The following is a 24,088-nucleotide window of genomic DNA, read 5'->3' on the forward strand; positions in this document are numbered from 1 at the left end:
TTCTGGATGTCGCCCTGCGGGAAGCCGGTCTCGCCGAACAGCGGGATCGTGCACGGGTGGCTGGTCGTGCAGTCGCTGGCGATCTCCGCGTCGTAGTACGGGCTCCCGGGGGTCGAGACCTGCGCCCACCACCACCACGCGGTGCCCGGCACATCGGGGGTCGGGGTCGCGCTGGGGTTGGTGTCCGGCCAGCTGACGTTGGTCGGGAAGTACTCGAAGCCCGGCGCGATCGCGCCGCCGTAGTTGACGCCCGTCGTGATCCCATCGACGTCCAGGATCGCGTTGTAGACCGACTGGTACGGGTAGGCCGTGGTGAACAGCATCCGCATCGCCTCGGAGCTGAAGAAGTCCGTCGGCGCGGTGATCGTCGTCGGCGTCAGCGCCTGCGCGGCGGCCAGGTTGTAGTTCCAGTCGAACGGGTAGAAATAGACCGAGAGCGACGGGAACTGGGTGAACTTCACCTTGCCCTGCGACAGGAGCTGCAGCAACAGGCTGCTCTGGGTCGACGCGATCGTCGCGACGTCGGCCGTCCCCGACTCGAGCGCGGCCTCGCCGGGGGTGTAGCCGTTCTCCCAGTTCTGGATGACCTTGGGCACGTACTTGCCGACCGCCGGCTGGCACGAGCTCGACCCGAGGCAGTTCGGGTTGGGGTGGTAGCCGGGGTTCGCCTCCAGGATGTACTCGACCGCGTTGTCAAAGTACGCGAGGTAGTACGGGCCGCTGCCGGCCATGACGTTCTTGGCCGTCACGCTGCCCGCGGGGAACCCGAAGATTCCCGAGCCGTCGATCTGCATCGTGTCCCACATCGTCGGGGTCGCTTCCGAGGCGTTGACCCAGGCCCAGACGGCCGGGTTCTGCGAGGAGGCGTTCGTGGTATCGAGGTCTCCGGGGAGCCCGATCGGGTAGTCGCCGGCGCCGGTGATCCCGGAATCGGTCCAGCCGGGGAGCGGCGAGCCCTGCTGGCTGATCCAGGCCGCGGGGGTCGCGACCGCCCAGGGGAACGAGAGCAGCTGGTAGAGGGCGGAGAGCGACCAGGTCTGCCCCAGCCCGTCGGCGACGATCGTGAAGCAGCCGTGGTAGCCGTTCGCGTAGGCCTTCGCCGGACAGAACGCCGAGTCGTTCACCAAGAGGTGGGTGAAGATCTGGTACGGGGTGTTGTTGCCCGGGTAGTGCAGCGCGGCCCCGGTCGGCGAGGCGGCCGTGTCCCACGAGGCGTTGCCGAGCGGCAGGAACGCCTGCGACTCGACCCACCCGTTGTTACCGCCCCACGAGGGCAGTACGGCGAACGAGGCGAGGCGGGCGAACGAGAAGACCCAGTCCGAGGGATAGACGCCCCAGGTCGCGTGCGTGTTCGGATCGTAGAAATTCGACGCGCCGCTGATCACGAACGTGACGTTCTCACCGCTGACGAGGGACTGGCCGAACAGCGAGGAGCACTGGGCGCTGCCCGGCACGCAGGCGGCGCCGATCGGGATGAAGTTCGTGACCGACGACTGGTTGTACATCACCAGGTTCTGGTAGACGTTCTGGGTGGGCTCCTCGCCGATCGTCTCGTAGTCGATCGCCGGGTCGAGGGTCTCGGCGCCCGAGCCACCGGTGTCGGTGTAGGAGATGATCGTCCCGTCGAGCGCGGACGGCGCGACCGAGACGGGCGGGACCTTGGCCGCTCCGCCGCTGCCCACAACGATTGTGAAGATCGTGTTCTGGCTCGCCGGACCGGGAGTTCCCGTCGCGTTCGCGACGAACCCGACCGTGTACGTCCCGGCGATGGTGAACTGGATCGAGGCGGTGGCCGAGCTTGGGCCCGCGGCGCTCGCCGTGAAGGTCGCACCCCCGGCCGGACCGCTCAGGACCTTGAGGGAGGGAGCCGTCTCTGAGTACAGAGGGTTCACGGGCACGGCGGTGTAGCTACCCGCGAAGCTGACGGTGGCGCCCGTGGCGACCACGCCGGTCGGGGAGCTCGAGCTCGTCCCGTTGGAGGTGATCGAAGCGGAGACCGCCGGGATCGCCTCGGCGGCGGACACCGAGTAGCTCGTCTGTACGACGAGGAAGCCGATGTCGTGGAGGTTGTCGTGGGTGGCGCCGTTGACGTTCGCCGTAACGGTCACCAGGTAGGTGCCGGGCGACGCGTACGCGTAGTCGTCGGTGGCGGAGTTGGCGGACCCGGCCACCGTGACCGGCGCCGAGCCGTCACCGAAGTTGAACGTGAAGCTCGAAGCGACCTCCCCCGTCGGGAGGTTCGCGGTGAAGGGTACGGGCGATTGGATGAAACTGGTCTGCACGGGCACGAGGAGCGACACATCGTGCACGTCGGACGAGGCGCGGCACGCGGCGCTCGTCGGCGGGATGCAGTTCGTGGAGGTGCTCGAGCGCGAGGAGGTGCCCGAGCCGCTCACGCTGTTCAGACCCACGGCCGTGAGGCCGCCGGCGAGCACGACGACGACGACCAACAGGAGCGCACCCACGCCGGTCGTCACGCCGCGCCGATTCGAGGTTCCGTGCATTGTTTCCACCTTGGGACCGGATCGACCGATCGCCCGAACCCAGGTCGGTGGTCGTATTAATAGCCAGAAACAATTCTGTGGCAATAATAATATCCATGGATACTATAGGATACGCATGGCAGCGCAGACCACGACCATCCAGGTCGACGTGGAAGTCCGCGACCGGCTTCGGGCGCTCGGACGGATGGGCGAGAGCTACGATGACGTCATCCGACGCCTGCTCGCCTCGGCCCGAACCGGGCCGCCGGCATCGGCGGCCGTCCGAGAGGGCTCCCCGCCGCCGGCGCGCGGCTGGCATCCGTTACAGGGACGCGACTGAACTCCGGGGCGGGGCGCAGTCCCCCGTACGACTCGGCTAGCGAACGCGTCGTCGTGCGGGGCGCGGAGCCGGCGGTCCGCCCAGGCGCTGCTGCAGGGCGCCCAGCGTGCTCGCCCAGTAGGAACGGAAGGGGTCCAGCCACACTTCGACCGCCTCGAGCGGGCCGCCCGTGAGCCTCAGACGGTGGACGCGACCGTCCACTTTGCGGGCCACCAGGCCGGCGTCCTCCAGGATCCGCAGGTGCTTGGAGACGGCCGGCAGGCTCATCCGGTAGGGTCGGGCGAGGTCGGTCACCCGGGCCGGTCCGAGGGCGAGCCGAGCCAACAGGCTGCGTCGGGTCGGATCCGCGAGCGCGCCGAACAGTCGGTCGAGCGCGAGGGCTCGATCGGCCTCCGACCTCGAACGTCCTCGGCCCCGCATCGGTCTCGAACGCTATATTAAACTAAACAGTTAAGTATTGCGACGGCCTCCGGTCGACCGCCGAGCCACGGCGGAACGGGAGAGCCATGTGCAGAAGCGTCCACGATGAGATCGACCTGAAGGCGACCCCCCGGCTGGCCTACCGAACGATGATGGATAGCCGCGCGCATGCGAGGTTCACCGGCGCTCCGGCGCGCATCGACCCCGTCGTAGGAGGGAAATTCTCGGCCGGAGGCTACATCTCGGGCTTCAACCTCGACCTGGTGCCCGGTAAGCGAATCGTCCAGGCCTGGCGCGGCTCGGATTGGCCGAAGGGGGCCTTCTCCTTGGTCAGCTTTGTGTTCCGACCGCGCGGCAAGGGAACGAGGCTGATCTTCGATCAACGCGGTATCCCGGACGGCATCGAGAGCGGCGTCACGCGAGCGGAGTGGACGCGCTACTACTGGGATCCGCTGCGCCGACACTTCGGCGCTCGGTCGTAGGGCGTCGGGGTCCGGGTGCGGCTCACCGACGCGGACGCTGGCCGGAACGGCCGAAGACCTCCCCGGCTCGCGGACGCCGACGCGGGGAGTTCCTGAGGACGTTCGGCCCTCGGGGCCGGTGGGACGGCCTGCTCGCGAAGTCGGGGAGGACTCTCGCGCCCACGCGGGGGCTCAGGGTCGCGCCGCGCCCGGGGGCGGACACTGTCGCGCGATTCGACCGGCCCGGAGCGCGCTGCGGCGGCTCAGCCGCCAGGATCGATGTGAATGGTGTCGTGGCCCTGGTGGTTGGCCATCTCCTCCGTGTCGGAGGCCGGGAATTGGGTCCCACAGGTGTTGCACTGGATCGTGCCCGTGTTCGATCCCTGCATGCGGGGGGAAAGGTCTCCGGGTATAACAAGACCGATGGCCCCTTCGAGCACGACCCCGCTCGCATACCACCGTACGGTCGAGCCCCCGGAATTGGACCCCAGGTCGACCGTAACCGCCGGGGCCCGTCCTGCCCTGACGGCTCGCTCCTACCCAGGGGCCACGCGGACCGGGGCGAGGGCGGCCGGCAGGGACTCACGGGCGCGCCTCACCGTGGGTGCGCTCGACTTATCGGCGCGCCGGGCCGTCGCGAGCCGTAGGGAATGCGATGTCGGGGGAAACGGCCGCCGTTTCGATCGACCCGTCGCTGATGGGACCCGAGGAATCGGATCCGGAAGGCAGGGCCTATCGCGGCGTCGCGATGGAAGGCTCGATCGCCCGCTGGTACGCCCGCACCCGCGGCACGCCCAGCCAGATCGCCGCATGGAGGCAGCAGGCGAAAGAGCTCGTGGCCGACCTACCGGCCGGAACCGACCTCCTCGAGGTCGCTCCGGGCCCGGGCTACTTCGCGGTCGAGCTCGCCCGCACCGGTCGGGCACGCGTCACCGCGCTCGAGATCAGTCGGACCTTTGTCCAGATCGCGAACGCCCACGCGCGCGAGGCGGGTGTGCCGGTCGCGGTCCGCCAGGGCGACGCCTCCCGGATGCCGTTCGGGGCCGCCTCGTTCGACCGGATCGTCTGCCAGGCCGCCTTCAAGAACTTCGGTCGGCCCCAAGCCGCGATCAACGAGATGCACCGCGTGCTGCGCCCCGGGGGCGTCGCGATCGTCGAGGATATGCGCCGCGACGCCCCGGACGCCGGGATCCACGCCGAGGTCCGGGGGATGGGCCTCGGGCCGGTTCGCGCCTACTTCACCCGCCGGGCCCTCTTCTCGCTGCGGCGGCGCGCCTACACGTCCGAGGAGTTCGTCCGGTTGGCCGAGCGCAGTCCCTTCGGTAGCTGTGCCGTTCGCGTCGAGGGCATCGGCCTCGAGGTCCGGTTCGCTAAGCGCCCGGATCCGTAGGACCGCGCCTCCGGACCGGCCCTATGGCTACAAGAGGCGGGTCGGCGCCTCCTAGTCGCCCGTGGACGCGCGGACCTGTCCGTACTGCGGGCGGCCGAACCCGCCGACCAGCCGGTTCTGCGGCGCCTGCGGCCGGCCGGTCGCCGCCGAGCCGACCGCGCGCGAAGCCGATCCCTGGTTCCTGGGCCGGTACAGTGGGCTGCGCTTCCAGGTAGATCCCGGGGATCCGCCGCCCTATCGCGACGCGCGATGGGTCCTTGTCGTCCTCGGTGTCGGTCTCGCGACGCTGGGAGCGTTCCTGCTCGCGCTCGACTCGTTGTTGACCGGTGCGCTGTCGCTGTCGGGTGGCTCGTGCTCCGGCTGCAGCGCCGCGCCCGTCGCGTTCCTGTTCCTATTCCCCGGTCTGGGACTGCTGCTCGCGGGTGCCGTCGTCGCGGGCGCCGCCCTGGTCCACGCGCTTCGGACCCGGCCGACCAACTCGAGCTAGGCGAAGGGCCGCGAGCTCTGCGCCACGCGCGCCGCTGGCTCCGGGTCATCACCGCCGTGTCTGTCACGTCGATCCGGGCGAGGTGGAGCGGGTCGGCCAGGTCCGCTCGATCAGGGTGTCCGCCACGGTGACCATCGCGAGCACCACAAGGGAACTCAGGACGAAGACCGGGGAGTCGTGGACGATGTAGGAGAAGATCGTGAGCGCCAGCGCCGGAGGATGGGAGAAGCGCGTGAAGGCGATGAACAGGGAGACCAGGACGACGTTGAGGACGAGCGCGAGGAGGGAGATGCCGAGGAAGAACTCGAACAGCTCCGAGCTCCCGATGACGACCAGGTACGACGCGAGGATGCTGCTCGGTGCCGCGTAGCGGCTTTTTCGATCGAAGACCACGAGGTAGGCCGTCACGGCGTACGGCGGCGCGATCAACAGGGTCCCGCTCCCCCAGATCACGGCGACGATCGCCAGGAAGAGAACGAGGAACAGGGCGTAGCAAGCCGCGGTGCTCAGGGCCACCGGGTCTCGGCCCGCGCGCTGTGGGCCCGTGCCCAGGGCGGCGGGCCGGTCCGGGGCGGGCGCCGGCATCTGCGCGAGCGAGCTCCCGCCGGTCACGGGAAGGTGAGCGCACCCGGACTCTTATGGGACGGCCCGTCCGCCGATCGACGCTCGCACCGTCGTCACGGCGGAGCGCGATCGTTACTGGGACCGGGCGCGGGCGCCGCCCGCGTCCTCGGGAAGGTGCGCCGCGCGGAGGGCCGCGCGGAATCGCGGCTCCTCGCGTAGCGAGTCGTACGCGGGGAGGCCGGCGCGCAGCCACAGACCGCTCGTCCCCTCGCGAGCCGAGCGTTCGAGGATGTCGAGTGCCGCCTCCTTCTCGCCCAGCAGCGCGTGCAGTGCGGCCGAGAAGTCGGATCCGAGGAGCTCCTCGGGTCGAGCTTCGGTCAGTTCCTTGAGCAGCTGACGGGCCTCCTCGGGCTCGCCGAGGGGGACCAGGATCATCGCGCGAGCGAGGCGCTGGACCACGCTCCGGGGGGGCCCCGCTGCCACGAGTTCCCGCCGGGCGGCTTCTGGGTCGTTGAGGACGCTGTAGGCGACGCCGAAGCTGAGGTGGGTCCAACTCGGATCGGGGTCGGGGGTCAGCCACTTGGCCAAGCGATCGCGGGCCCCCTCGAGATCGCCGCGCAGGAGCGCGAGGTCCACGAGGAGGCGTCGTGGGGCCTGCCAGCTCGGATTGATCTCGATCGCCGCGTGGAGCTCGACCTCGGCCTCCGAGTCGCGGCCGAGCACGCGGAGCAGGGTCGAGTAGCTCAGCCGGGCGAGGGCGTTGCTGGGGTTGAGCGCGAGGGCTCGACGGAACTCCTCCTCCGCGCGTGGCCACTCGTGGTCCTGCTGCATGACGAGCTCGGCCAGCGCGGCATGCGCCTCCGAGAGGTTCGGGTCGAGCTCGAGGGCTCGCGTCACGAAGGGGCGCGCCCTGCGGAACCCCTCGCGATGCGGAAGGTAGTCGCCCGCGCCCTGTACGTAGAGGTAGCCGAGGTAGGCCTGGGCGAGCGCGAACGCGGGGTCTCGTGCGATCGCCTCCTCGAGCCACGCGATCGCTTGGCGGAACCCCTCCGGAGCGTACCCCGCCGGTTGCTGGATCGCCCGCAGGTACAGCTCGTAGGCCTGCAGATCCTTCGTCGGTGCCCGCCGGATGAACTCACGCGCCGGCTCCGACAGCTCGACGCGGATCGCCTTCGCCGTACTCTCGGCCACCTCCGTCTGGATGGCGAAGATGTCGGCGAGCTGCCGATCGTAGCTCTCGGACCAGACGTGCTCCTGGGTCCCGACGTCGATCAGTTGGAGCGAGATCCGCAGGCGGTCGTTCGCCTTGCGAACGCTCCCTTCGAGGATCGAGGTGACGCCCAGCTCCGAGCCGATCTGGACGACCGACTTCGAGGTCGACTTGTAGGGCGTGACCGACGTGCGCGCGATGACCCGCAGCCCCCGGATCTTGGAGAGGACCGAGATCAGCTCTTCCGTGAGGCCATCGGCGAAGTACTCGTCCTTCGGATCCGGGCTGATGTTCGCGAGCGGCAACACCGCGAGGCGCGGAGGCGAGGGGGCGGCGGCCGCCGGCGCGTGCTCGTCCCCGGGAGGGACCACTCGGAACAGCTCGACCGGCTCGACCACGCCCTTGAGAGCGCGGACGCCGAGCGGCTCGATCCGGAAGCGGACCTTGTTCTTGACCTGACGGAACACGGACTCCGAGATGCACACGCCGCCGGGCTCGGCCGCGGACTCGACGCGCGCAGCGACGTTCACGGCGTCGCCGAAGATGTCGCCGCCGCGGCGCTGCACGTCCCCGAGGTGAACCCCGACGCGAACCGGGGGGAAGGCGCGCCCACCGCGCCCGGCGCGCTCCCGCAGTCGCAACTGGAAGGCGACCGCGCACTCCACCGCATCGAGCGCGCTCGGGAACTCCAGGAGGAGGCCGTCGCCCGTCGACTTCACGATCCGACCGTGGTGCTCGGCGACGAGCGGGCGGGCGAGCTTCTCTTGTTGCTGGATCAGCTCGAGCGCCCCCCGCTCGTCGGCCTGAGCCAGCTCGGTCGAGCCCACCAGGTCGGTGAAGACGATGGCCGCCAGGCGACGGGTGCCGGGCACGCGCCGCCAACGGGCATGGGAGGTTAAGGATTGCAACGGCCCCCACGCGACCCGGGCCGTGGCCGCTACCGGCGAGAGGCGGTCTTGCGCGCGGACGCTCGAAGCTGGCGGTGGCGGAAGCAATCGACCGTGTGGTCGTTGACCATCCCGACGGCCTGCATGTGGGCGTAGACGATCGTCGAGCCCACGAAGCTGAAACCCCGCGCCCGCAGGTCGGCGCTGAACCGGTCGGATTCCGCCGAGGTCGCGGGCACCTGGCGGTAGTTCGCCCATCGATTGTGGCGGGGGCGTCCGCCCACGAACCTCCAGCAGTAGTCGTCGAAGGTGCCGAACTCTCGCTGGACCGCGAGGAAGGCCCGGGCGTTCGATACCGCCGACTCGATCTTCCTTTTGTTCCGGATGATGCCGGGGTCCCGCGCGAGGGCGCGCCGCCGCGCCGGCGAGTAGCGGGCGATCTTCGCCGGATCGAAACCGTCGAACGCCCGGTCGTACCCGGGACGGCGGTGCAGGATCGTCGACCAGCTCAGTCCGGCCTGGGCCCCTTCGAGCAGGAGGAACTCGAAGTGCCGCCGGTCATCGTGGACGGGCGTTCCCCATTCGGTGTCGTGGTAGCGGCGCATGACCGGATCGGCGAGCGAAGCCCACGCGCAGCGAGGCCGGCCGTCCTTGGGCACGCGTCGAGGCAGGCCGGGCGTGCGATAACGCCGCCGTCCCCGGCCCCGATGCGAGGACGAGGGCCCCCGCGCTTCAGGAGGCGAGCGGCTGATCCTCGGGCTTCCCGCGCGCCCGGAAGGCACTGCGGACGCCAAGGCCCCGCCCGATCAACAGGCCGATGCTCGAGCCGTAGAGCAGATCGAAGGCGATCAGCACCGAGAGCTGGGTCACCGACACCGAGGTCGGGACCGCGAAGCTCGCCAGGGAGGCGAGCCCGAACATCGCGATCTCGGCGGCGACGCGCGCAACGAACAGGACGAGCGAGAGCAAGGGCAGCAGGAGGGGCAGCCGATAGTAGATCCGACCGTCGCCGCGGGACTCGAAGGTCACTCGGCGACGAACGTGGGGCGCCGCGAACAGGGCGGCGCCGACGACCACGCCGGCGTAGGGCGCGATCAGGGCGAAGGCGACGTCCCCCCACACGGTCCAGGCGACGTACAGGGTCGACGCGGCGAGATACCCGAAGAGGACCATCGAGAAGCCACCGTAGCCGAAGACTCGGCCGGTGCTGTAGGGGGCGCCCTGGCTGAGCAGGTAGGTGCGGCGCGCCATGATGAGCACGATCAAGGCGAGGAACACGATCGCGGAGGTGTCCGCGGTGGAGAGGCCGCTCATCTGACCTCCCGCCGCGCCGGATCGACCGGGAGGGTTCGGATCATGCGAGGTCCGTGCATCACTGGGTTCCTCTCGCGCGGGCCGTCGGGCCGGCATCGCGACGGCGCCGCGCGAGGGGGGGACGAATCCGCATAAGCTTGGCGAGGTGTGCCCCTCCGGCCTCCTCGACCCGCCCACGGCCCGGATTGACTCGGTTTTATCGGCGAGGCGGCTGGCCCTCTCATGGTCCCGACCCTGCGATCGGGGCAGCCCGAAGAGGCGGGGATGTCCTCCGCCCGTCTGCGGCGGCTCGCCGCCGTCGTTCGGCGCTGGGTCGACGGAGCGCAGGGGCGTCCGCTGGTCGTGCTCGTCGCCCGCCGAGGGATCATCGTGTGGCACGAGGCGTTCGGGAGGATGCCGGTGGCGGCCGGAGGGGACCCGACGCCCCTCGACGCCGTCTTCGAGCTGATGTCGGTGACCAAGCCCCTCACGGCCACGGCGCTGATGACGCTCGTGGACGACGGGCGCGTCGGGCTGAACCGACCCGTGGACTCCTACATTCCCGAGTTCGCGGGCGAGGGAAAGCATGGCGTCCGGGTGCGGGATCTGCTCACCCACACCTCGGGCCTGCGGGACCCGACGGTGCAGACGTTCGCGCGCGAGCATTCCCGCGAAATTCAGCAGCCGCCCGTGCCGGACAATGCGCACCCGGTCTGGTGGGCCGCCCTGAACAGCGGTCTCGCGGCACCGCTGGCGACGCCGCCGGGGGTCGAGATGGCCTACTGCGGGTTCAACTTCACCCTCGCGGCGGAGATCGTGCGCCGCGTCTCGGGAATGCCACTCGACCGGTTCGCGACCGAGCGGATCTTCCGCCCCCTCGGCATGCGCGACTCTTCGTACTGTCTGGTCGACATCCCGCCGACGCGACGGGTGGGGTTCCAGCTGCCCGCAGATTACGTGCCCGACGCGTCCGACGTCGCCCGGGAGACCGAGCGCTACTGGGCCGGGAGCTGGGGGGCGCTCTCGAGTGCGCGGGACCTGGCGATCTTCGCCCAGATGTTCCTCGACGGAGGGGAGTACCGCGACGAGCGGGTCCTCTCCTCGGCGGCGGTCCGCGCGATGGTGCGAAACCAGACCCGTGGGATCCCCGCGGTGTTCTTCGACCAGCACTTCCCGGAATCGTCTTGGGGCCTCGGATGGGGTATCGAGGCCGCCGGTCCCGGATGGAACGGCGCGCTGTGCTCGCCGACAACGTTCGGCCACATCGGCAATGGTGGAACGCACCTCTGGGCGGATCCCGCGCGGGAGCTCGTCGTGGCCTTCCTCTCCTCAACCCCGATCTTCGCGACCGACGCCGACATCACGACGGCGAACTGGGCGCGCGACTGGCGCAACGACCTGTTCGCGGACGCGGTCGAGGCTTCGATCGAGGAAGACTGAACGCGCCGGCGACCGCCCGGCGCCGGTCGCGGACCCCTCCGCAGCCACGCGCCCGCCAGGGCGTGGGTAAGTACATACCTCCCGAGCGCGTCGCTCGCGCGGCCCTTGACGAGCGGTGACGAACGGTCGAAGAGCGACCCGGGGCCCGGCATCCGAACTTTCCTATTCGCGGACATCCGCGGCTACACCCGCTTCATCGTCGAGCAGGGCGATGCCGCCGGGGTTCGCATGGTCGACCGGTTCGGGGCGGCGGCCCGCGAGGCCGTCGGGCCGCACCGCGGCGAGATCATCGGGCTGGCCGGCGACGAAGCCGTGGCCGTCTTCGCCTCCGCCCGCGACGCGCTCCGGTCGGCGCTCGACTTCCAGCGCCGGGTCGCGGACGCGACGGCACGCGATCCGGACGTCCCGCTCCTCGTGGGAATCGGTCTCGACACCGGCGAGGCCGTGCCGGCCGGTGGAAACTACGTCGGCGCCGCGCTGAACCTCGCCGCCCGCCTGTGCAAGCTGGCCGGACCGAGCGAGGTGCTCGCCAGCGAAGCGGTCGTCCACGTCGCGTCGAAGATCGACGGGATCGGTTACGTCGAGCGAGGGCTGGCGCAGCTCAAGGGCTTCCGGGACCCGGTTCGGGTCTTCAAGGTCCTGGACGAGGTCCGCCCCCTCGGCCCGGCCGCCGAGACGGGTCGCCTCGAGGCGGGCCATGTTCCGCCCGAGCCACCGCCGCCGATCGGGGGCTTCCTGGGGGCGCTGCCGGCCACGGAACTGGTGGCCCGGGAGCCGGAGCTGGGCCGGGCGCTCGTCGCGGCGGACTCCGCGATCGGCGGCGCCGGGCGCTTCGTGCTCCTCGCGGGCGAGCCCGGCGTCGGCAAGACCCGCCTTGCCCAGGAGATCATGCTCACGATCCGCAACCGGCGATTCCTGGTCGCCACCGGACGTTGCTACCAGACCCACCAACCCGTGCCGTTCTACCCGTTCCTTGACGCGCTCACGAGCGCCTATCGCCTCGCCCCGCCCTCCGTCCGTGCCCTCGTCCTGGAGCGCTGGCGCCACCTCAGCCGTCTCCTGCCCGAGCTCAAGGCCGAGGTCGCTCCTCCTCTGTCCAGCACCCCGGAGGAGCAGCAGTTGTTGTTCCGCGAGGTGACGGCATTCCTCGAGGCGGTCGCGGCGGAGACACCGGTCGCGATCCTGATCGACGACCTCCACTGGGCGGACTCCGCCACGCTCGAATTGCTCCAGCACATCGCGCGCCACACGCGCGCGAGCCGGATCCTGCTCGTCGCCACCTTCCGCGACGTCGAGGTGGGTCGCCATCACCCGCTCGATGCCGCGCTGCGTGACCTCACGCGCGAGGACCTGGTCGAGCGCATCACGGTGCGGCGCCTCGAACCGACCGGCACGGCGCGCCTGGTCGCGCTGACCCTGGGCGAATCGGACGCCTCGCCGGAGCTCGTGGAACTCCTGCACCAGCATGCCGACGGGAACCCGTTCTTCACGCAGCAGCTGCTGCGATTCCTGGTGGAACGCGGCGACCTGTACCGCCGGGACGGCGTGTGGGTGGAACGCCCGCTCCGCCGGCTCGAGGTCCCCGATAGCGTTCGCTCGGTCATCGGTCAGCGCATGGAGCGGCTCAGCGAACCCGCGCCGCAGATCCTTCGGGAGGCGGCGGTGCTCGGGCAGACGTTCTCCTTCTCGGCCCTGGTCGGGCTGAGCGGACGCCCGGAGGCGGAGGTCGAGCGCAGCCTGGAAGAGGCCCAGGCGACCGGCCTGCTCGAGGAACGGCGACCGGATTTGTATGCGTTCGACCACGCCCTGACGCAGCAGGCCCTGTACGGGGAGCTCTCGCCGCGTCGACGTCGCGCCCTCCATCTGGCCGCCGCGGAAGCGCTCGAGCGCCTGCCGGCGGCCGAGCGGGCCCCCCGCAGCGCGGAGCTCGCGGGGCACTTCCTCGAGGCCGCGCAGGAGGAGCGGGCCATCCCCTTCGCGCTCGCGGCCGGAGACCTCGCCCGCTCGGTCTTTGCGAGCGGGCCGGCGGAGCGCCAGTACACGATCGCCCTCGAGATCGCGGAGCGGACCCATCGAGCCGACGGGGAGGCCGACGCGCTCGGACGCCGCGCGCGGCTGTACCTCGACACGTTCCGCGGCCCCCCCGGGCTCGCCGACAGCACGCGCCTGCTCGAGCTCGCGCGCCAGCGCGGGGACCGGGCCCTCGAGCTGCGGGCGCTGTTGCTGGTGTCCGAGGCGTCGTACATCGTCGCGCTCGACGCCACGACCCCCGAGCTCCTAGCCGCCTGGAGGCTCAACAGCGAGCGCGCGCAGACGCTCGCGGACGAGCTCGGCAACGAGCCCGCCAAGGTCGAAGCGCTGCTGAAGTCGCGGTGGATGGCCGACTTCTTCCCCGAGTACCGCCCCAAGGTTCAGGAAAACCTGCGCACCGCGCTGGAGGTCAGCCGGCGCCTCGGCGATCCGGATCTGACGCTGGCGAGCGAGCTCGCGCTCTGGGGACAAGGCGATCGGCTCGAGGCCGAGGCCCGGGCGACGCGCTTGGTCCGACAGCTGCGCGACCGCCGGGACTTCGGACGGCTGAACCTGCTCTACTTCTCGATGATGTGGGCCTACCTGGAATGGGCCGAGTTCGCCAAGGCGATCGAGGCGTGCGACGCGGGCATCCGCCTCGCGGAGGAGATCGGCGTTCCGCCCGTGCAGTACCCGACGCTCCGGGCCTTCGCGCTGATCGAGCTCGGTCGCTTCGCCGAAGCCCGCGAGTCCCTGCGCCAGGAGGTGGCGGACGCCGAACATCCCTTCGGACAGGCGATGCAGCTGCTCGGGCTCGGCATGTACTTCTTCGAGCTCCGGGACTTCGGGCGCGCCGAGCAAACGTTCCGGGATCAGCTCGAGCGTGCGAAGCGGCTGCGCCGGGCCTGGATGGCGCGCTGGTCACTGGAGTACATCGCCCGCGCGCGTCTTCGCGAGGGCCGTCTCGATCCGTCGGACTGGGAGGCGCTCGAGCAGGAGATGGCCCCGCTGGCCAACTTCGCGTCGGATGCGGTCCGCGCCGAGGTCGCGCTCGCCCGGGGCGACACCGAAACGGCGTTGGGGGTTGCCCGCCAGGTGGCATCGAGGGCCGAGGCGGAGGAGGAGATCCGGGACCTGATGTCCGCGCGCGAGGTTGAGATCCGCGCGCTGCTCGGCCTCGGGCGCGCGCACGACGCGGCGGCGCTCGCCGAGCGGCTCGCCCGAGACCTCTCCGCTCGACAGGCCCGGTCGCGGGCGTGGCGCGCCTTCGCGCTGCGCGCTACGGCGCTCGCTGCGGCGCACGATGCGCCCGCGGCCCAGGAGGCGCGTCTCGCCGCCGGCTCGATCGTTCGGGAGCTCGCCGAGTCGATCCCAGAGGCCGAATCGAGGCGAGCGTTCTTGACGAGCCCCGAGGTTCGAGACCTGCTCTAGCCGCTGCCTCATCGGCCGCGACGGTGGGCCGGCCGGCATTCGGCCCGACGTTCCGAGCCAAGGCGGGACCCTCCGGGTCGCGCTCGAGCCTCGGTCACGGCGCCCCGAGGGCCGGAGCGGACGAACCGTTCCGGGACCTCCGGCGCCGGGTTAAGGCCAAGGGCCTGGTACCGCACCCGGCAGGCGGACGGAGATGCGCTACGCCGAATTTCGCGACGCCGTCCGCTCCTACCTTCGACAGCGGCCGAGCGGTTCCTTGTGGAGGTCGATGCGTTCCGACCTAGGTCTTCCGTACCGCGCGCCCTGCCCGAGCTGGACCCGCCGTCTCGAGGCGGAGATCGGTCTCGTTCGGACCCCGGGCTCGGGAGGGAAGATCTGGCGGCTCGCCGGGCGCAACGGCGGGGCGCGGCGGCGATGAGCGGAGCCTGCCGCTCCGCCCGCGTCGCGTGGCCGTGCGGCGGGCCGCCATTCCGGCGGATGTCCGACGAGGGAACGTGAGCCCAGCCCCGATCGCCGTGACCTCGCGCGAGGCCCGGCGGCTTGCCCTCTCGAAGCAGCACCTCGCCGGTCCCCTGCCCCGCCGGCCGGACAGGGGGGCCATCCGTGCGGTGGTGCGCGATCTTGCCTACATCCAGTGGGATCCGGTCAACGTCGTCGCCCCGGCGCACGAGATCACGCTGTGGAACCGCATCGGCGAATTCCGGGCCTCGGACCTCGAGCACCTGCTGTGGCGGGACAAGCACCTCTTCCAAGGGTGGGGCCACTCGGCCTCGATCCTGCCGATCGAGGACTATCCCATCCACCGCTCGATCATGCGGCGCTACCCCGAGTCGCTCTCCAAGTCCTGGGGCAACTGGAGGGCGGAAGCCCGCCGGTGGATCCCCCGGCACCGCGCTCTTCGCCGGGCGGTGCTGCGCGAGCTCGCCAAGGGCCCCCGGACGACCGCCCGGTTTCCAGACCATGCGGCCACGCGGCGCTCCGGTCGGGGCTGGAGTTCCGAGAGCGACGTTTCGATCATGCTGTTCCACCTGTGGCTGGGCGGCGAAGTGATGATCGTCGGCCACGAGGGCCGAGAGAACCTGTGGGGCTTGACGCGGACTCAACTTCCGGCGTCTGCGGATCGCCGGGAGCTGACCCCGAAGGAAGCCGAGTACCGCGCCGTGCAGCGGGCGGTCCGCTCGCTGCCCTGGATGACCCGATCGGACATCAACTTCTACTTTCCCCGGGGCCGCTACGTCGACCTCCGCTCCACGATCCAGCGGCTGCTCGACGACGGCGTGCTGGTGCGCGGGATCGTCACGGATCTCGAGGGTCGGGAGCCGCGATACCTCCACGCCGAGGATCTCGCCGTCCTCGAGACGATCGCCGACGACGGGTTCATGCCGCGAACATCGTTGCTCTCGCCGTTCGACAACCTGACGACCTGCCGGACGTGGTGCCACCGGCTGTTCGGCTTCGACTACGTGCACGAGAACTTCCTTCCGCCCGAGAAGCGAAAGTTCGGGGCGTACGTACTGCCGATCCTGCACGGCGACCGCTTCATCGGTCGGCTCGACCCCAAGATGGACCGGGAGCACCGGCGCCTGATCATCCGCTCCGTCCATGCCGAGCCGGGGGCGGCGGACGATCCCGACGCGGGCGGACCGGCGGCGGAGGCCATTCGACGGTTGGCGCACTTTCTCGGTGCCGCCGACACCGAGATCGGCTCCCGCGTGCCCGGCGCGTGGCGTCGCGCATTGCGTTGACCCAACAACGTCGGCCGCCGGCAGCACCGTTCCTGCCGGCGCGCTGGCCCACGCGTAGTGCCGCCCGCATCGCGCGTTCCCGCGATGCCCCGCGGCTGAGCCTCGCTGCGCGCACGCGAGCGGAGCGGACGCCCACGGGCGGTGTGCATAATGCGCGCCGGGGGCCTCGCCCCGATGTGACGGGACGCTCGCGCGCACGTTCCGACTTTGGTCCGGCGAGAGCCTCGTCCTCCGACGCGAAGGTGATCCGCTGGCTTCTCGAGGACGATCAGCCGGCGGTGCAGTACCGAGCGCTCGTCGATCTGCAAGGTCGGCGGGAGGAGGATCCTCTCGTCCGCAGAGCCCGGCGGAGGATCCCCCGCGTTGGCTGGGCCCACGATCAGCTTCGCCAGCAGGGCCCCGACGGATTCTGGGAGGCCCGGGCGCCGCGGAACCTGCGGCGATGGATCGACTTCCTCTACTATCCCAAGTACCTCTCCACGAACTGGAGGGCGCTGGTGCTCTCCGATTGGGGCCTGGATGCGCGCCACCCTCAGATTCGCCGTCTCGTGAACACCATCTTCGAGTACAAGCTCCGACTCGGTTCTCCGTACAACTTCTTCCACGAGGAGGCGTGCGTTTCGGCCAACACGGCGCGGATGCTGACCCGGTTCGGCTACGCCGACGACGGCCGCGTCCGCAAGCTCTACGACTGGCTGATCGAGGATCAGCGGGCCGACGGCGGATGGAACTGCTCCCAGGGCACGCCGGGCACGCTCGATGTATGGGAGCCGCTCGCGGCGTTCGCAGCGCTGCCCAAGGCAAAGCGTTCCCCGAGAGTGACGGCCGCCGTCTCGAGGGGCGCGGAGTTCTACCTCGCGCGGCGCCTGTTCCGAGAAGGCGCCCCGTACGCCCCCTGGTTCCGGCTCCACTATCCGAACCACTACTACTACGACATCCTGGTCGGGCTCGACCTGCTCACGCGGCTCGGCTACGGCGGCGACCCGCGGCTACGGCCCGCGCTCCGGCGGCTCGAGGACAAGCGGCGGCCCGACGGCACCTGGTGCATCGACCGGGCGCATCCGGACGTCTCGGGCCCCAAGGCGGCGCAGTACCGCAAGGGCGTGACGCCCCTCGTGATCGAGAGGCCCGGGGCGCCGAGCAAGTGGATCACCCTGAAGGCGATGTCGGTCCTGCGGCGGGTCGCGGAGGGGTAATATCGCGGCCCGCCCGGTGCCGGCGGGACGATCGGACCGGAGCGCACCATGGACGGCAGGATATCTCAGGTGACCCTCGTCGTGACCGACGCCGCGCGGTCCCTTGCCTTCTACGTCGACCAGGTGGGCTTCGAGAAGAAGACCGACGTCGCGACGCCGGCCGGCTACCGCTGGGTGACGGTGGGGCCCCGCGGACAGGACCTCGAGCTCGCGCTCTGGCAGGAGGGCTCGGCCACGGATCCTGAGCAGCGGGCCTGGTCGAAGAACTGGGGGCCGGCGAAGGCGCCGCCCATCGTGCTACGAGTCTCCGACTGCCGGAAGGTCTACGAGGAGCTCCGCGGGCGCGGGGTCGAGTTCGTGCAGGTCCCGAAGGAGTACCCGTGGGGGATCGCGGCGACGTTCCGCGATCCGGACGGCAATCTCTTCTCGCTTAGTCAGCCGCCGGCCGGCTGGCCGCCGGCGTGAAGGACTCGCGGCCCGAACCCGACTCGGCACTCGAGCCGTACGGAGCCGCTCCCGATGAGGACGGAACGCCCGCTCGGACCGGGCGGAGCGTCCGCCGCCTGAAGGACCGGCGGTCGGACGATACGCTGTTTATCTGCCCCCACGGATTGGTCCGGACTCCGTGGTGAGCACGATCGACCTGATGCAGTTCGTCCACGAGCTTCGCGAGGATTTCTTCGAGTGCGCCGCGAAGCTCGGCTGGGAGGAGTTCTGCAAGGACCGAGGCGTCAGCATGCTCTCGTTCCGGGACATCTTCCTGCACCTCGCCTACGTCGAGGAGCAGCACGTGACGGAGTTCTGCGAGAATCGGCCGACTCCCTGGATGCGGGAAGTCATGAAGATCCCCCGGGACCGCTTTCGGAGCATTCCGGAGGTACGACGGCGGCTCCAGCAGGTCCGGGCCATGGGCGACTCGCGGTTCAAGGACTGGAACACCCCCGCCGAGCTGTCGAAGCCGGCCGTGTGGGTCGCCGCCCGGAAGTACCCGATCCGGCTCAGCCGGGATTCCGCGCTGGCGCAGTGCCTGACCGAGCATCTGCTGCACTTGGGCGAGGTGGAAGCGATGCTCTGGCAGCGGGACATCGAGCCTCCCACCACGTTCTGGATCGACCGGAAGGTGCTCCGCGGGAAGTGGCCGCCTCCGAGGAGCGCGCTGGTGGGCGGTCGAACTCTCACGGCCCAGACTCCCCGGCACGCCCGCACGCACTCGGGCCCTCGCTGACCGGGCGCCGGCGCGGTCTCCTCCGCGGCACGGCCATCGACCGCACGCGAATCGTCTCGGTCCCGGCGAGCCGAGGCGCCGGATTTCGGCGACCGGGGGCCTCTTCCACCGTCCACGGCGTCGAACTCCCGTTACGGCGGCCGAACGGCGCTCGGCGGCCACGTTCCAGCCCTGAACGCCGACGGATTCCATCCCGCCATCTTCGATCGGTTCGGGCCGCCAGAGCGTGCCGAGCCTGGCGGTCCCGAGCGCGCTCGCGGCGGAGACATTCCGGCGCCCGAGGCCCTCGCGATGGAGTTCGGAACACGATCCGGACCACGGCGGGACGCCCGTCGAAGAGCGCCCCGGGGCGCGTCGGCTACGACCGGGCGACGCGGCCTCGGATGGGCCCACGACCGCCGCGCGGCTCCGGTACGTCGCCGGGGAAGGCGCCGCGGTCCCGGCGTGCCGGCGATCTCATCGTGAGGACCGGCGAAACGAAGATGAGGTAGGAGCCCGTGGGAACCCTCCGATGGCGGTACTCACCGAGCCCATGATGGCGCTGGTCCGCCGAGAACGGCTCGGCTACGTCGCGTCGATCTCCCCCGACGGCTACCCCATGGTTTCGCCGAAGGGCTCGCTGACGGTCTGGGACGATAGCCACCTGGTCTTCGCCGATATCGAGTCTCCGAACACCGTCCGGAATCTGTCGAAGAACCCGCGAACCGAGGTGAACGTCGTGGACCCGTTCGTCCGCAAAGGCTACCGGTTCTCGGGAACGGCGACGGTGCTGCACGCAGGGGATCTCTACTTCAAGGTCCTCGAGCGCTACAAGGCCGAGGGCGCCGACGTCCGCCGGGTCCGCTCCGTGGTCGTGATCGAGGTCGCGCGGGCGAGCCCGCTGGTCTCGCCGGCCTATACCGAGGGATTCGGCGAGGACGAGATTCGCCGGCTGTGGGAAGAGTATCGTGCCAAGTCCGACAAGAAGACCGTCCTCGACCTGACGCCCCCGACAGACTTCTAGCCGAGGTCGACGTGTCGAGCCTGCTCGGCACCGGAGCGCCGGTCTTCTCGGACGCGGTCCTTCTGTTCGAGGTCGCCGCGGGGGTCGCGCTGATCGTCGGGCTGTTCCTTGTCCGGGCCGGCCACGTGCGCTTGCACGCGTACCTCCAGAGCTCGGTGGTCCTCGTCAATCTGCCGGTCGTCCTGATCTGGATGGTACCGTCGTACCTCGACTACGTCCTCCCCGGGGTACCCTCGAAGCTCGGCCAGGCGTTCTATCTGCTCCCCACGATCATGCTCGCGATCGGCGCCGCCGCCGAAGCGCTGGGGATCTACGTGCTGCTCGTCGCAGGCACCAATCTCGTCCCCGAGCGGTTCCGGTTCCGTCGGTACAAGCTGTGGATGAGGACCGTGATCGGACTCTGGTGGCTGGTCCTCGCGATGGGACTGCTCACTTACTACATCTGGTACGTGTCGCCCACCGGCTCGTTGTAGGACAGCGCCCGGCCGGCCGAGCGGGTTACCCTCCGAGGGACGATCCGGTCCGTGGCCTCGTTCACTCGCGCCCCGCGCGTGGTGGGGGGACCATCCCGGGGGTGCCGGTTTCGGCGATCCACCTTGCTGCGCGGAAGGCCACGAGGATCTCTCGCCGGGACATCGTGGTCCCGAGCGCCGGCGCCGATGGTGAAGCCGGGTTGCGCCCGCGGGAGGCGAGCTCGTAGGTCGCCGCGCGTTACCCCGCCGGTGCGCCGCACCCGGAGCACAACCTAGCCCCGGGGGGAATCGGATACTGGTACTTCGGACACGTGACGGCCGACGCCCGCGCCGACGAGGGACTGCGTGAGCCGGTGGCTCGTTCGAACGGATTACCGACGCCGGCGGCCCCCATGTTGGCTTCCACGTAGGCCCGCTGGGCGGGGGTGAGCTGGGCCATGCGTGCGTTGTACTGACGTTGCGCCTCGGCGATGATGTCGGCCGGAGACCCCGCGGCCCCGGGCGGCATCGGACGTGCGAGCCCGCAGCGGCCGCAGGTGGTTGCGTTCGGCGCGAGCGGGTTCCCGCAGCGGGGACAGTTCATCGGCCCTAGCCCTCCTGGTGGGGACCGGGATGGCCAACACCGCCTTAACCCCCGTGACCTGCGCGGCCGCGTGGTGGACCGCAGGGCGACCCACCACCATCGGTTCCAATAGACCGGGCCCGTGGTCGCACCCGCGGGCACCACTCGGCCCGGTCGAACCCCCGCACTGAAGCGGTGCGCGACGAGCGGGGGCGAGACATTCCCTCTCGTGAGGGCTGGCGAAGGCGTCTCCGACGGGCTCGGCGGAGTCAGCGCACCGCTGCCCTGCCCCACCGGTCGAGGAGGCAGCGGCCGCTGCCTCCGGTCGACCGCGCTGCCCACGCGCGTCGGGCGAGAATAGATTGAATAGTTGGCTCGCGGTCCCCGAGCGGCCTGCCGATGCAGCGTAGGGAGAGCCTCACCGGCGCCGCGATCGCGGTCGCCGTAGCGCTCGCGATGCTGCTGTCAGCGTCCGCGGGTCCTCTCATGGGTTCGGCCGCGGCGCCGGGCCCCTCGACGGTCTCCTCGGAGCGTGCGGACACATCCCCGCGGGCCACCCCCTCCCCTCGGGTCGGTACCGCTGCGCCGAACGCGGCGGCCGCGGGCGCCGACGGGCGGGGCGCGGTACCCTCGATCCCTCCGCTCGCCGCGCTGCATCTCGCGCCCGCGCCCGCCCAGGGTGCCGGAAGCGAGGTCCGAGCCGTCACGTATCTCGCGGCGGCCTCGCTGGCAACCTCCGCCGCGAACAGCTACGACCCTGAGGACTGGTTGGTCTCCCTCGGCGTCGCGATCGACGAGCCGCTGAACTTGGTGGGCACGATCACCAACACGACGTTCGGGCTCTGTCCCGACCATCTGATCGTGCCCGTGCCCTCCGCCCTCACCATCTGGGGAACACCGGCATCCGCCGCACTGGGTACGTCCGCGTTCTTCGAGTTCTTCCTGACCTCCTCGAACGTCCCCGCGACCACGTTGTTCGGCATCGTGGACAACGACACGGCCGAGATGATCTACTGGACGCCGAACCTGCAGATCGACGACACCACCTGCGGCACCCTCTTCGGCACGCCGTGGGGCTCGTCGACGGTCATCGATTCGCCCGCCGCGGTGACGATGGCGAACTCGGTCGGCGGGAGCGCGTTCCTCGCCTCCCACCCGGGAGCGAGCGAGCTGTGGGAGTTCGTCCCGGTCGAGCCGGCATTCGTCGCCGGCACGCTCTACAAGCAGCCCGCCGCCTGGGTGATCGAGTACGAGACGGGAGGCACCTGCGGGATCTTCAACGCTCCCGGAGGCGGGCTCGAGTTCGAGGCAGAGATCGACGCGCTGACGGGTGCCGTTCTGTCGACTTATTCCGGCGCCTGCGGGCTCGAGCTGCCCGTCACGTTCGTCGAGACCGGGCTGCCGAGCGGGACCGTCTGGAGCGTTCAGACTCCCGACCAGACCAACTCCTCCGCGACGGACACGATCGGCTTTGCCTGGGAGAACGGGACCATAACCTACGGGATCGTCGGTGTCCCGGGGTACTCCGCGTCGCCGGCCTACGGGATGGTCGATGTGAACGGCGCGGCGATCCGCGTCACGATCGCGTTCGCTCCGGCGACCACCGAGCCGGTGACCTTCACCGAATCCGGGCTCCTCGCGAACGCTGGCTGGCTGGTCGAGCTGAACGACACCTTCGAAGTCTCCTCGACCAACTCGATCTCGTTCTCCGAGCCCGCCGGAATCTACGCCTTCACGGTGTACGGCCCGGCGACCGGTTACCTGCTGAGCCCGACGAACGGCAACGTGACGGTCTCCGGAGAACCGGCGTCGGTCCCGGTAGATTTCACCGCGCTCGCGTCCTACACGATCTCGTTCACCGAGACCGGTCTTCCCGCGGGGACCTGTTGGGGGGTCGAGGCGATCGGGCCGGACTTCCTCGTGTCGAGCTTCTCCACCAAGACCACCGTCAACGTCAGCGCCGGGAACGGGACGTACGACTACCTGGGAGGCGCGTTCGCCCCCAACTACAACACGAGCGCGGCGTACCAGCACGTGACGGTCGCCGGATCCCCCGTTCCCGTGAGCGTGCCCTTCACCCCGCAGGCCCTGTACGCGGTGACGTTCACGGAGACCGGGCTCCCGAGCGGAACCCCGTGGATCGTCGGGAACAGCGAGTCGCTCCTCCTGGTGAACTCCTCGAGCGGTTCGAGCATCGGTTTCCTCCTGCCGAACGGCTCGTTCCCCTTCGTCGTGGGACTCGTCTCGGCCTACGACCGTTCGCCGGCCAGTGGGACTCTCGCCATCGAGGGGTCCGCGATGTCGCAGATGGTCGCGTTCACGCGCAACGCCTCCGAGGCCGAGTACGGCGTGGCCTTCGTCGAGTCGAACCTCCCCGGCGGGACGGCCTGGAACGTCACGGTGGGGGTCGAAACGATCTCGACCACCACGTCCACGGTCGACTTCGAACTGATCAACGGATCGTACGCGTTCTCCGTCAGCTCGGTGCCCGGGTTCACCCGTAGTCCCTCGAGCGGCGACGTCGTGGTGGAGGGGGCGCCCGTTTCCCAATCGATCACGTTCTCCTCGACGTCGATCGTTCTCTACACCGTGACCTTCACCGAGACCGGTCTCCAGGCCGGAACCATGTGGTCGGTGATGCTCTCGATCGAGACCAACTTCTCGACGACGGCCAGCGTCACGTTCGCGGAAGGCGACGGATCGTACGCCTTCACCGTGACGAGCATCGCCGGCTACGAGGTCTCGCCCGCGACCGGAACCGTCGTCGTGGACAGCGCAGCGGCGATCGAGAGGATCACGTTCTCGCGCCTGTATTCCGCTTCGTTCCGCGAGTCGGGCCTGCCCGTCGGCACGGAATGGTCCGTCTCACTGAACGGCTCGCTGAACTCCTCGACCATCGACCTGGTCGGCTTCAGCGTCCCGGCCGGCGACTACCCGTACTCGATCGCGTCGTTCGGCCGCTGGCTCCCGCAGCCCGCTCAGGGCAATCTGAACGTCTCGGGCCCGGGAGCGACGGTCGCGATCGCCTTCGTCTACGCCTACGAAGTCCTTTTCGATCGGCCCGGGGGAGTCCCGTCGGGGTCGGAGTGGTCGGTGATCCTGTCCGGCTCGGGCCTCCTCACGATCGCGCGCGCGCCGGCCGCGTCGCTCAGCCGGAGCTCGACGCTTCCCACGATCTCGTTCGAGGAACCGAACGGTACCTACTCCTACACCGTGCTCGTGGCGTCCGATCCCAGCTACAGTGCGTCGGGCAGCGTCACGATCTCGGGCAATTCGCCCGCCGTGACGCCACCCGTCCTGGCGGGTCCGGCCCCCGCGAGCAGCCCGCCGACGAACTACTGGATGTACACCGCCCTCGGAGCCATGGTCGTGGCGGTGATCCTCGGCATCGCCCTCGTTCTTATGCGTCGGGGGTCCCCGCCGCCCGACCCTCCGTACGACCCGGTCCGCCGTCGGTGAGCACGATCG

20 protein-coding genes are annotated in these 24,088 nt (G+C 70.2%); 14 read left to right on the plus strand and 6 right to left on the minus strand.

What is annotated here, in order from left to right:
* Positions 1–2,477, minus strand: a 2,477-nt coding sequence (locus tag VEL82_05420) for a PKD domain-containing protein (protein ID HXW67294.1), incomplete at its 3' end; no start/stop codon positions are given.
* A 142-nt stretch (positions 2,478–2,619) separates the two neighbouring features.
* On the opposite strand from VEL82_05420, the gene VEL82_05425 reads away from it, so the two are divergent.
* A complete protein-coding gene (locus VEL82_05425; GenBank protein ID HXW67295.1) occupies positions 2,620–2,823 on the plus strand; it encodes a hypothetical protein in 204 nt (67 codons plus the stop codon).
* Between the two features lie 36 nt (positions 2,824–2,859).
* Here the strand turns inward: VEL82_05425 and VEL82_05430 are convergent, their stop codons facing one another.
* Positions 2,860–3,243, minus strand: a complete 384-nt coding sequence (locus tag VEL82_05430; GenBank protein ID HXW67296.1) for a metalloregulator ArsR/SmtB family transcription factor — start codon at positions 3,241–3,243, stop codon at positions 2,860–2,862.
* A gap of 86 nt (positions 3,244–3,329) precedes the next feature.
* On the opposite strand from VEL82_05430, the gene VEL82_05435 reads away from it, so the two are divergent.
* The 3 genes from VEL82_05435 (at position 3,330) to VEL82_05445 (ending at position 5,581) form a co-directional block, all read left to right on the plus strand.
* On the plus strand, positions 3,330–3,725 hold the full coding sequence (locus VEL82_05435; GenBank protein HXW67297.1) for an SRPBCC family protein: 396 nt from the start codon (positions 3,330–3,332) through the stop codon (positions 3,723–3,725).
* Between the two features lie 634 nt (positions 3,726–4,359).
* Entirely contained in the window at positions 4,360–5,094 is a 735-nt protein-coding gene (locus VEL82_05440) for a class I SAM-dependent methyltransferase (protein ID HXW67298.1), read from the plus strand.
* A 61-nt stretch (positions 5,095–5,155) separates the two neighbouring features.
* Complete coding sequence (locus tag VEL82_05445) at positions 5,156–5,581, plus strand: zinc ribbon domain-containing protein (GenBank protein ID HXW67299.1); 426 nt, start codon at positions 5,156–5,158, stop codon at positions 5,579–5,581.
* A 63-nt stretch (positions 5,582–5,644) separates the two neighbouring features.
* Here the strand turns inward: VEL82_05445 and VEL82_05450 are convergent, their stop codons facing one another.
* The 4 genes from VEL82_05450 to VEL82_05465 form a co-directional block, all read right to left on the minus strand.
* On the minus strand, positions 5,645–6,193 hold the full coding sequence (locus VEL82_05450; protein HXW67300.1) for an HPP family protein: 549 nt from the start codon (positions 6,191–6,193) through the stop codon (positions 5,645–5,647).
* An 84-nt stretch (positions 6,194–6,277) separates the two neighbouring features.
* Positions 6,278–8,227, minus strand: coding sequence for an adenylate/guanylate cyclase domain-containing protein (locus tag VEL82_05455; GenBank protein HXW67301.1), 1,950 nt, complete (start codon positions 8,225–8,227; stop codon positions 6,278–6,280).
* Positions 8,228–8,292: 65 nt separating this feature from the next.
* On the minus strand, positions 8,293–8,901 hold the full coding sequence (locus tag VEL82_05460) for a DNA-3-methyladenine glycosylase I (protein ID HXW67302.1): 609 nt from the start codon (positions 8,899–8,901) through the stop codon (positions 8,293–8,295).
* 73 nt (positions 8,902–8,974) lie between these two features.
* Positions 8,975–9,556 carry a hypothetical protein gene (locus tag VEL82_05465; protein ID HXW67303.1) on the minus strand — a complete coding sequence of 194 codons (582 nt, stop codon included), beginning with the start codon at positions 9,554–9,556 and terminating at the stop codon, positions 8,975–8,977.
* Between the two features lie 222 nt (positions 9,557–9,778).
* Here VEL82_05465 and VEL82_05470 point away from each other — a divergent pair, with 222 nt between their 5' ends.
* The 10 genes from VEL82_05470 to VEL82_05515 all read left to right on the plus strand — a co-directional run bounded on the left by VEL82_05470 (position 9,779) and on the right by VEL82_05515 (position 24,079).
* Entirely contained in the window at positions 9,779–10,975 is a 1,197-nt protein-coding gene (locus VEL82_05470) for a serine hydrolase domain-containing protein (GenBank protein ID HXW67304.1), read from the plus strand.
* 105 nt (positions 10,976–11,080) lie between these two features.
* Positions 11,081–14,416, plus strand: a complete 3,336-nt coding sequence (locus VEL82_05475) for an AAA family ATPase (GenBank protein ID HXW67305.1) — start codon at positions 11,081–11,083, stop codon at positions 14,414–14,416.
* A 268-nt stretch (positions 14,417–14,684) separates the two neighbouring features.
* The gene (locus VEL82_05480) at positions 14,685–14,834 is read left to right on the plus strand and encodes a hypothetical protein (protein HXW67306.1); all 150 of its coding nucleotides are present in this window, start codon (positions 14,685–14,687) and stop codon (positions 14,832–14,834) included.
* 76 nt (positions 14,835–14,910) lie between these two features.
* The gene (locus VEL82_05485; protein HXW67307.1) at positions 14,911–16,161 is read left to right on the plus strand and encodes a crosslink repair DNA glycosylase YcaQ family protein; all 1,251 of its coding nucleotides are present in this window, start codon (positions 14,911–14,913) and stop codon (positions 16,159–16,161) included.
* 242 nt (positions 16,162–16,403) lie between these two features.
* The gene (locus VEL82_05490; protein ID HXW67308.1) at positions 16,404–17,357 is read left to right on the plus strand and encodes a hypothetical protein; all 954 of its coding nucleotides are present in this window, start codon (positions 16,404–16,406) and stop codon (positions 17,355–17,357) included.
* A 48-nt stretch (positions 17,358–17,405) separates the two neighbouring features.
* The gene (locus VEL82_05495) at positions 17,406–17,822 is read left to right on the plus strand and encodes a VOC family protein (protein ID HXW67309.1); all 417 of its coding nucleotides are present in this window, start codon (positions 17,406–17,408) and stop codon (positions 17,820–17,822) included.
* A 160-nt stretch (positions 17,823–17,982) separates the two neighbouring features.
* Entirely contained in the window at positions 17,983–18,582 is a 600-nt protein-coding gene (locus tag VEL82_05500; GenBank protein HXW67310.1) for a hypothetical protein, read from the plus strand.
* 511 nt (positions 18,583–19,093) lie between these two features.
* The gene (locus tag VEL82_05505) at positions 19,094–19,585 is read left to right on the plus strand and encodes a pyridoxamine 5'-phosphate oxidase family protein (protein HXW67311.1); all 492 of its coding nucleotides are present in this window, start codon (positions 19,094–19,096) and stop codon (positions 19,583–19,585) included.
* A gap of 11 nt (positions 19,586–19,596) precedes the next feature.
* Positions 19,597–20,058 carry a hypothetical protein gene (locus VEL82_05510; protein HXW67312.1) on the plus strand — a complete coding sequence of 154 codons (462 nt, stop codon included), beginning with the start codon at positions 19,597–19,599 and terminating at the stop codon, positions 20,056–20,058.
* Positions 20,059–21,019: 961 nt separating this feature from the next.
* A complete protein-coding gene (locus VEL82_05515) occupies positions 21,020–24,079 on the plus strand; it encodes a hypothetical protein (GenBank protein HXW67313.1) in 3,060 nt (1,019 codons plus the stop codon).
* The last annotated feature ends 9 nt before the right edge of the window (positions 24,080–24,088 follow it).

The sequence above is a fragment of the Thermoplasmata archaeon genome, assembly GCA_035622275.1.
GTDB lineage: Archaea > Thermoplasmatota > Thermoplasmata > Lutacidiplasmatales > UBA184 > Lutacidiplasma.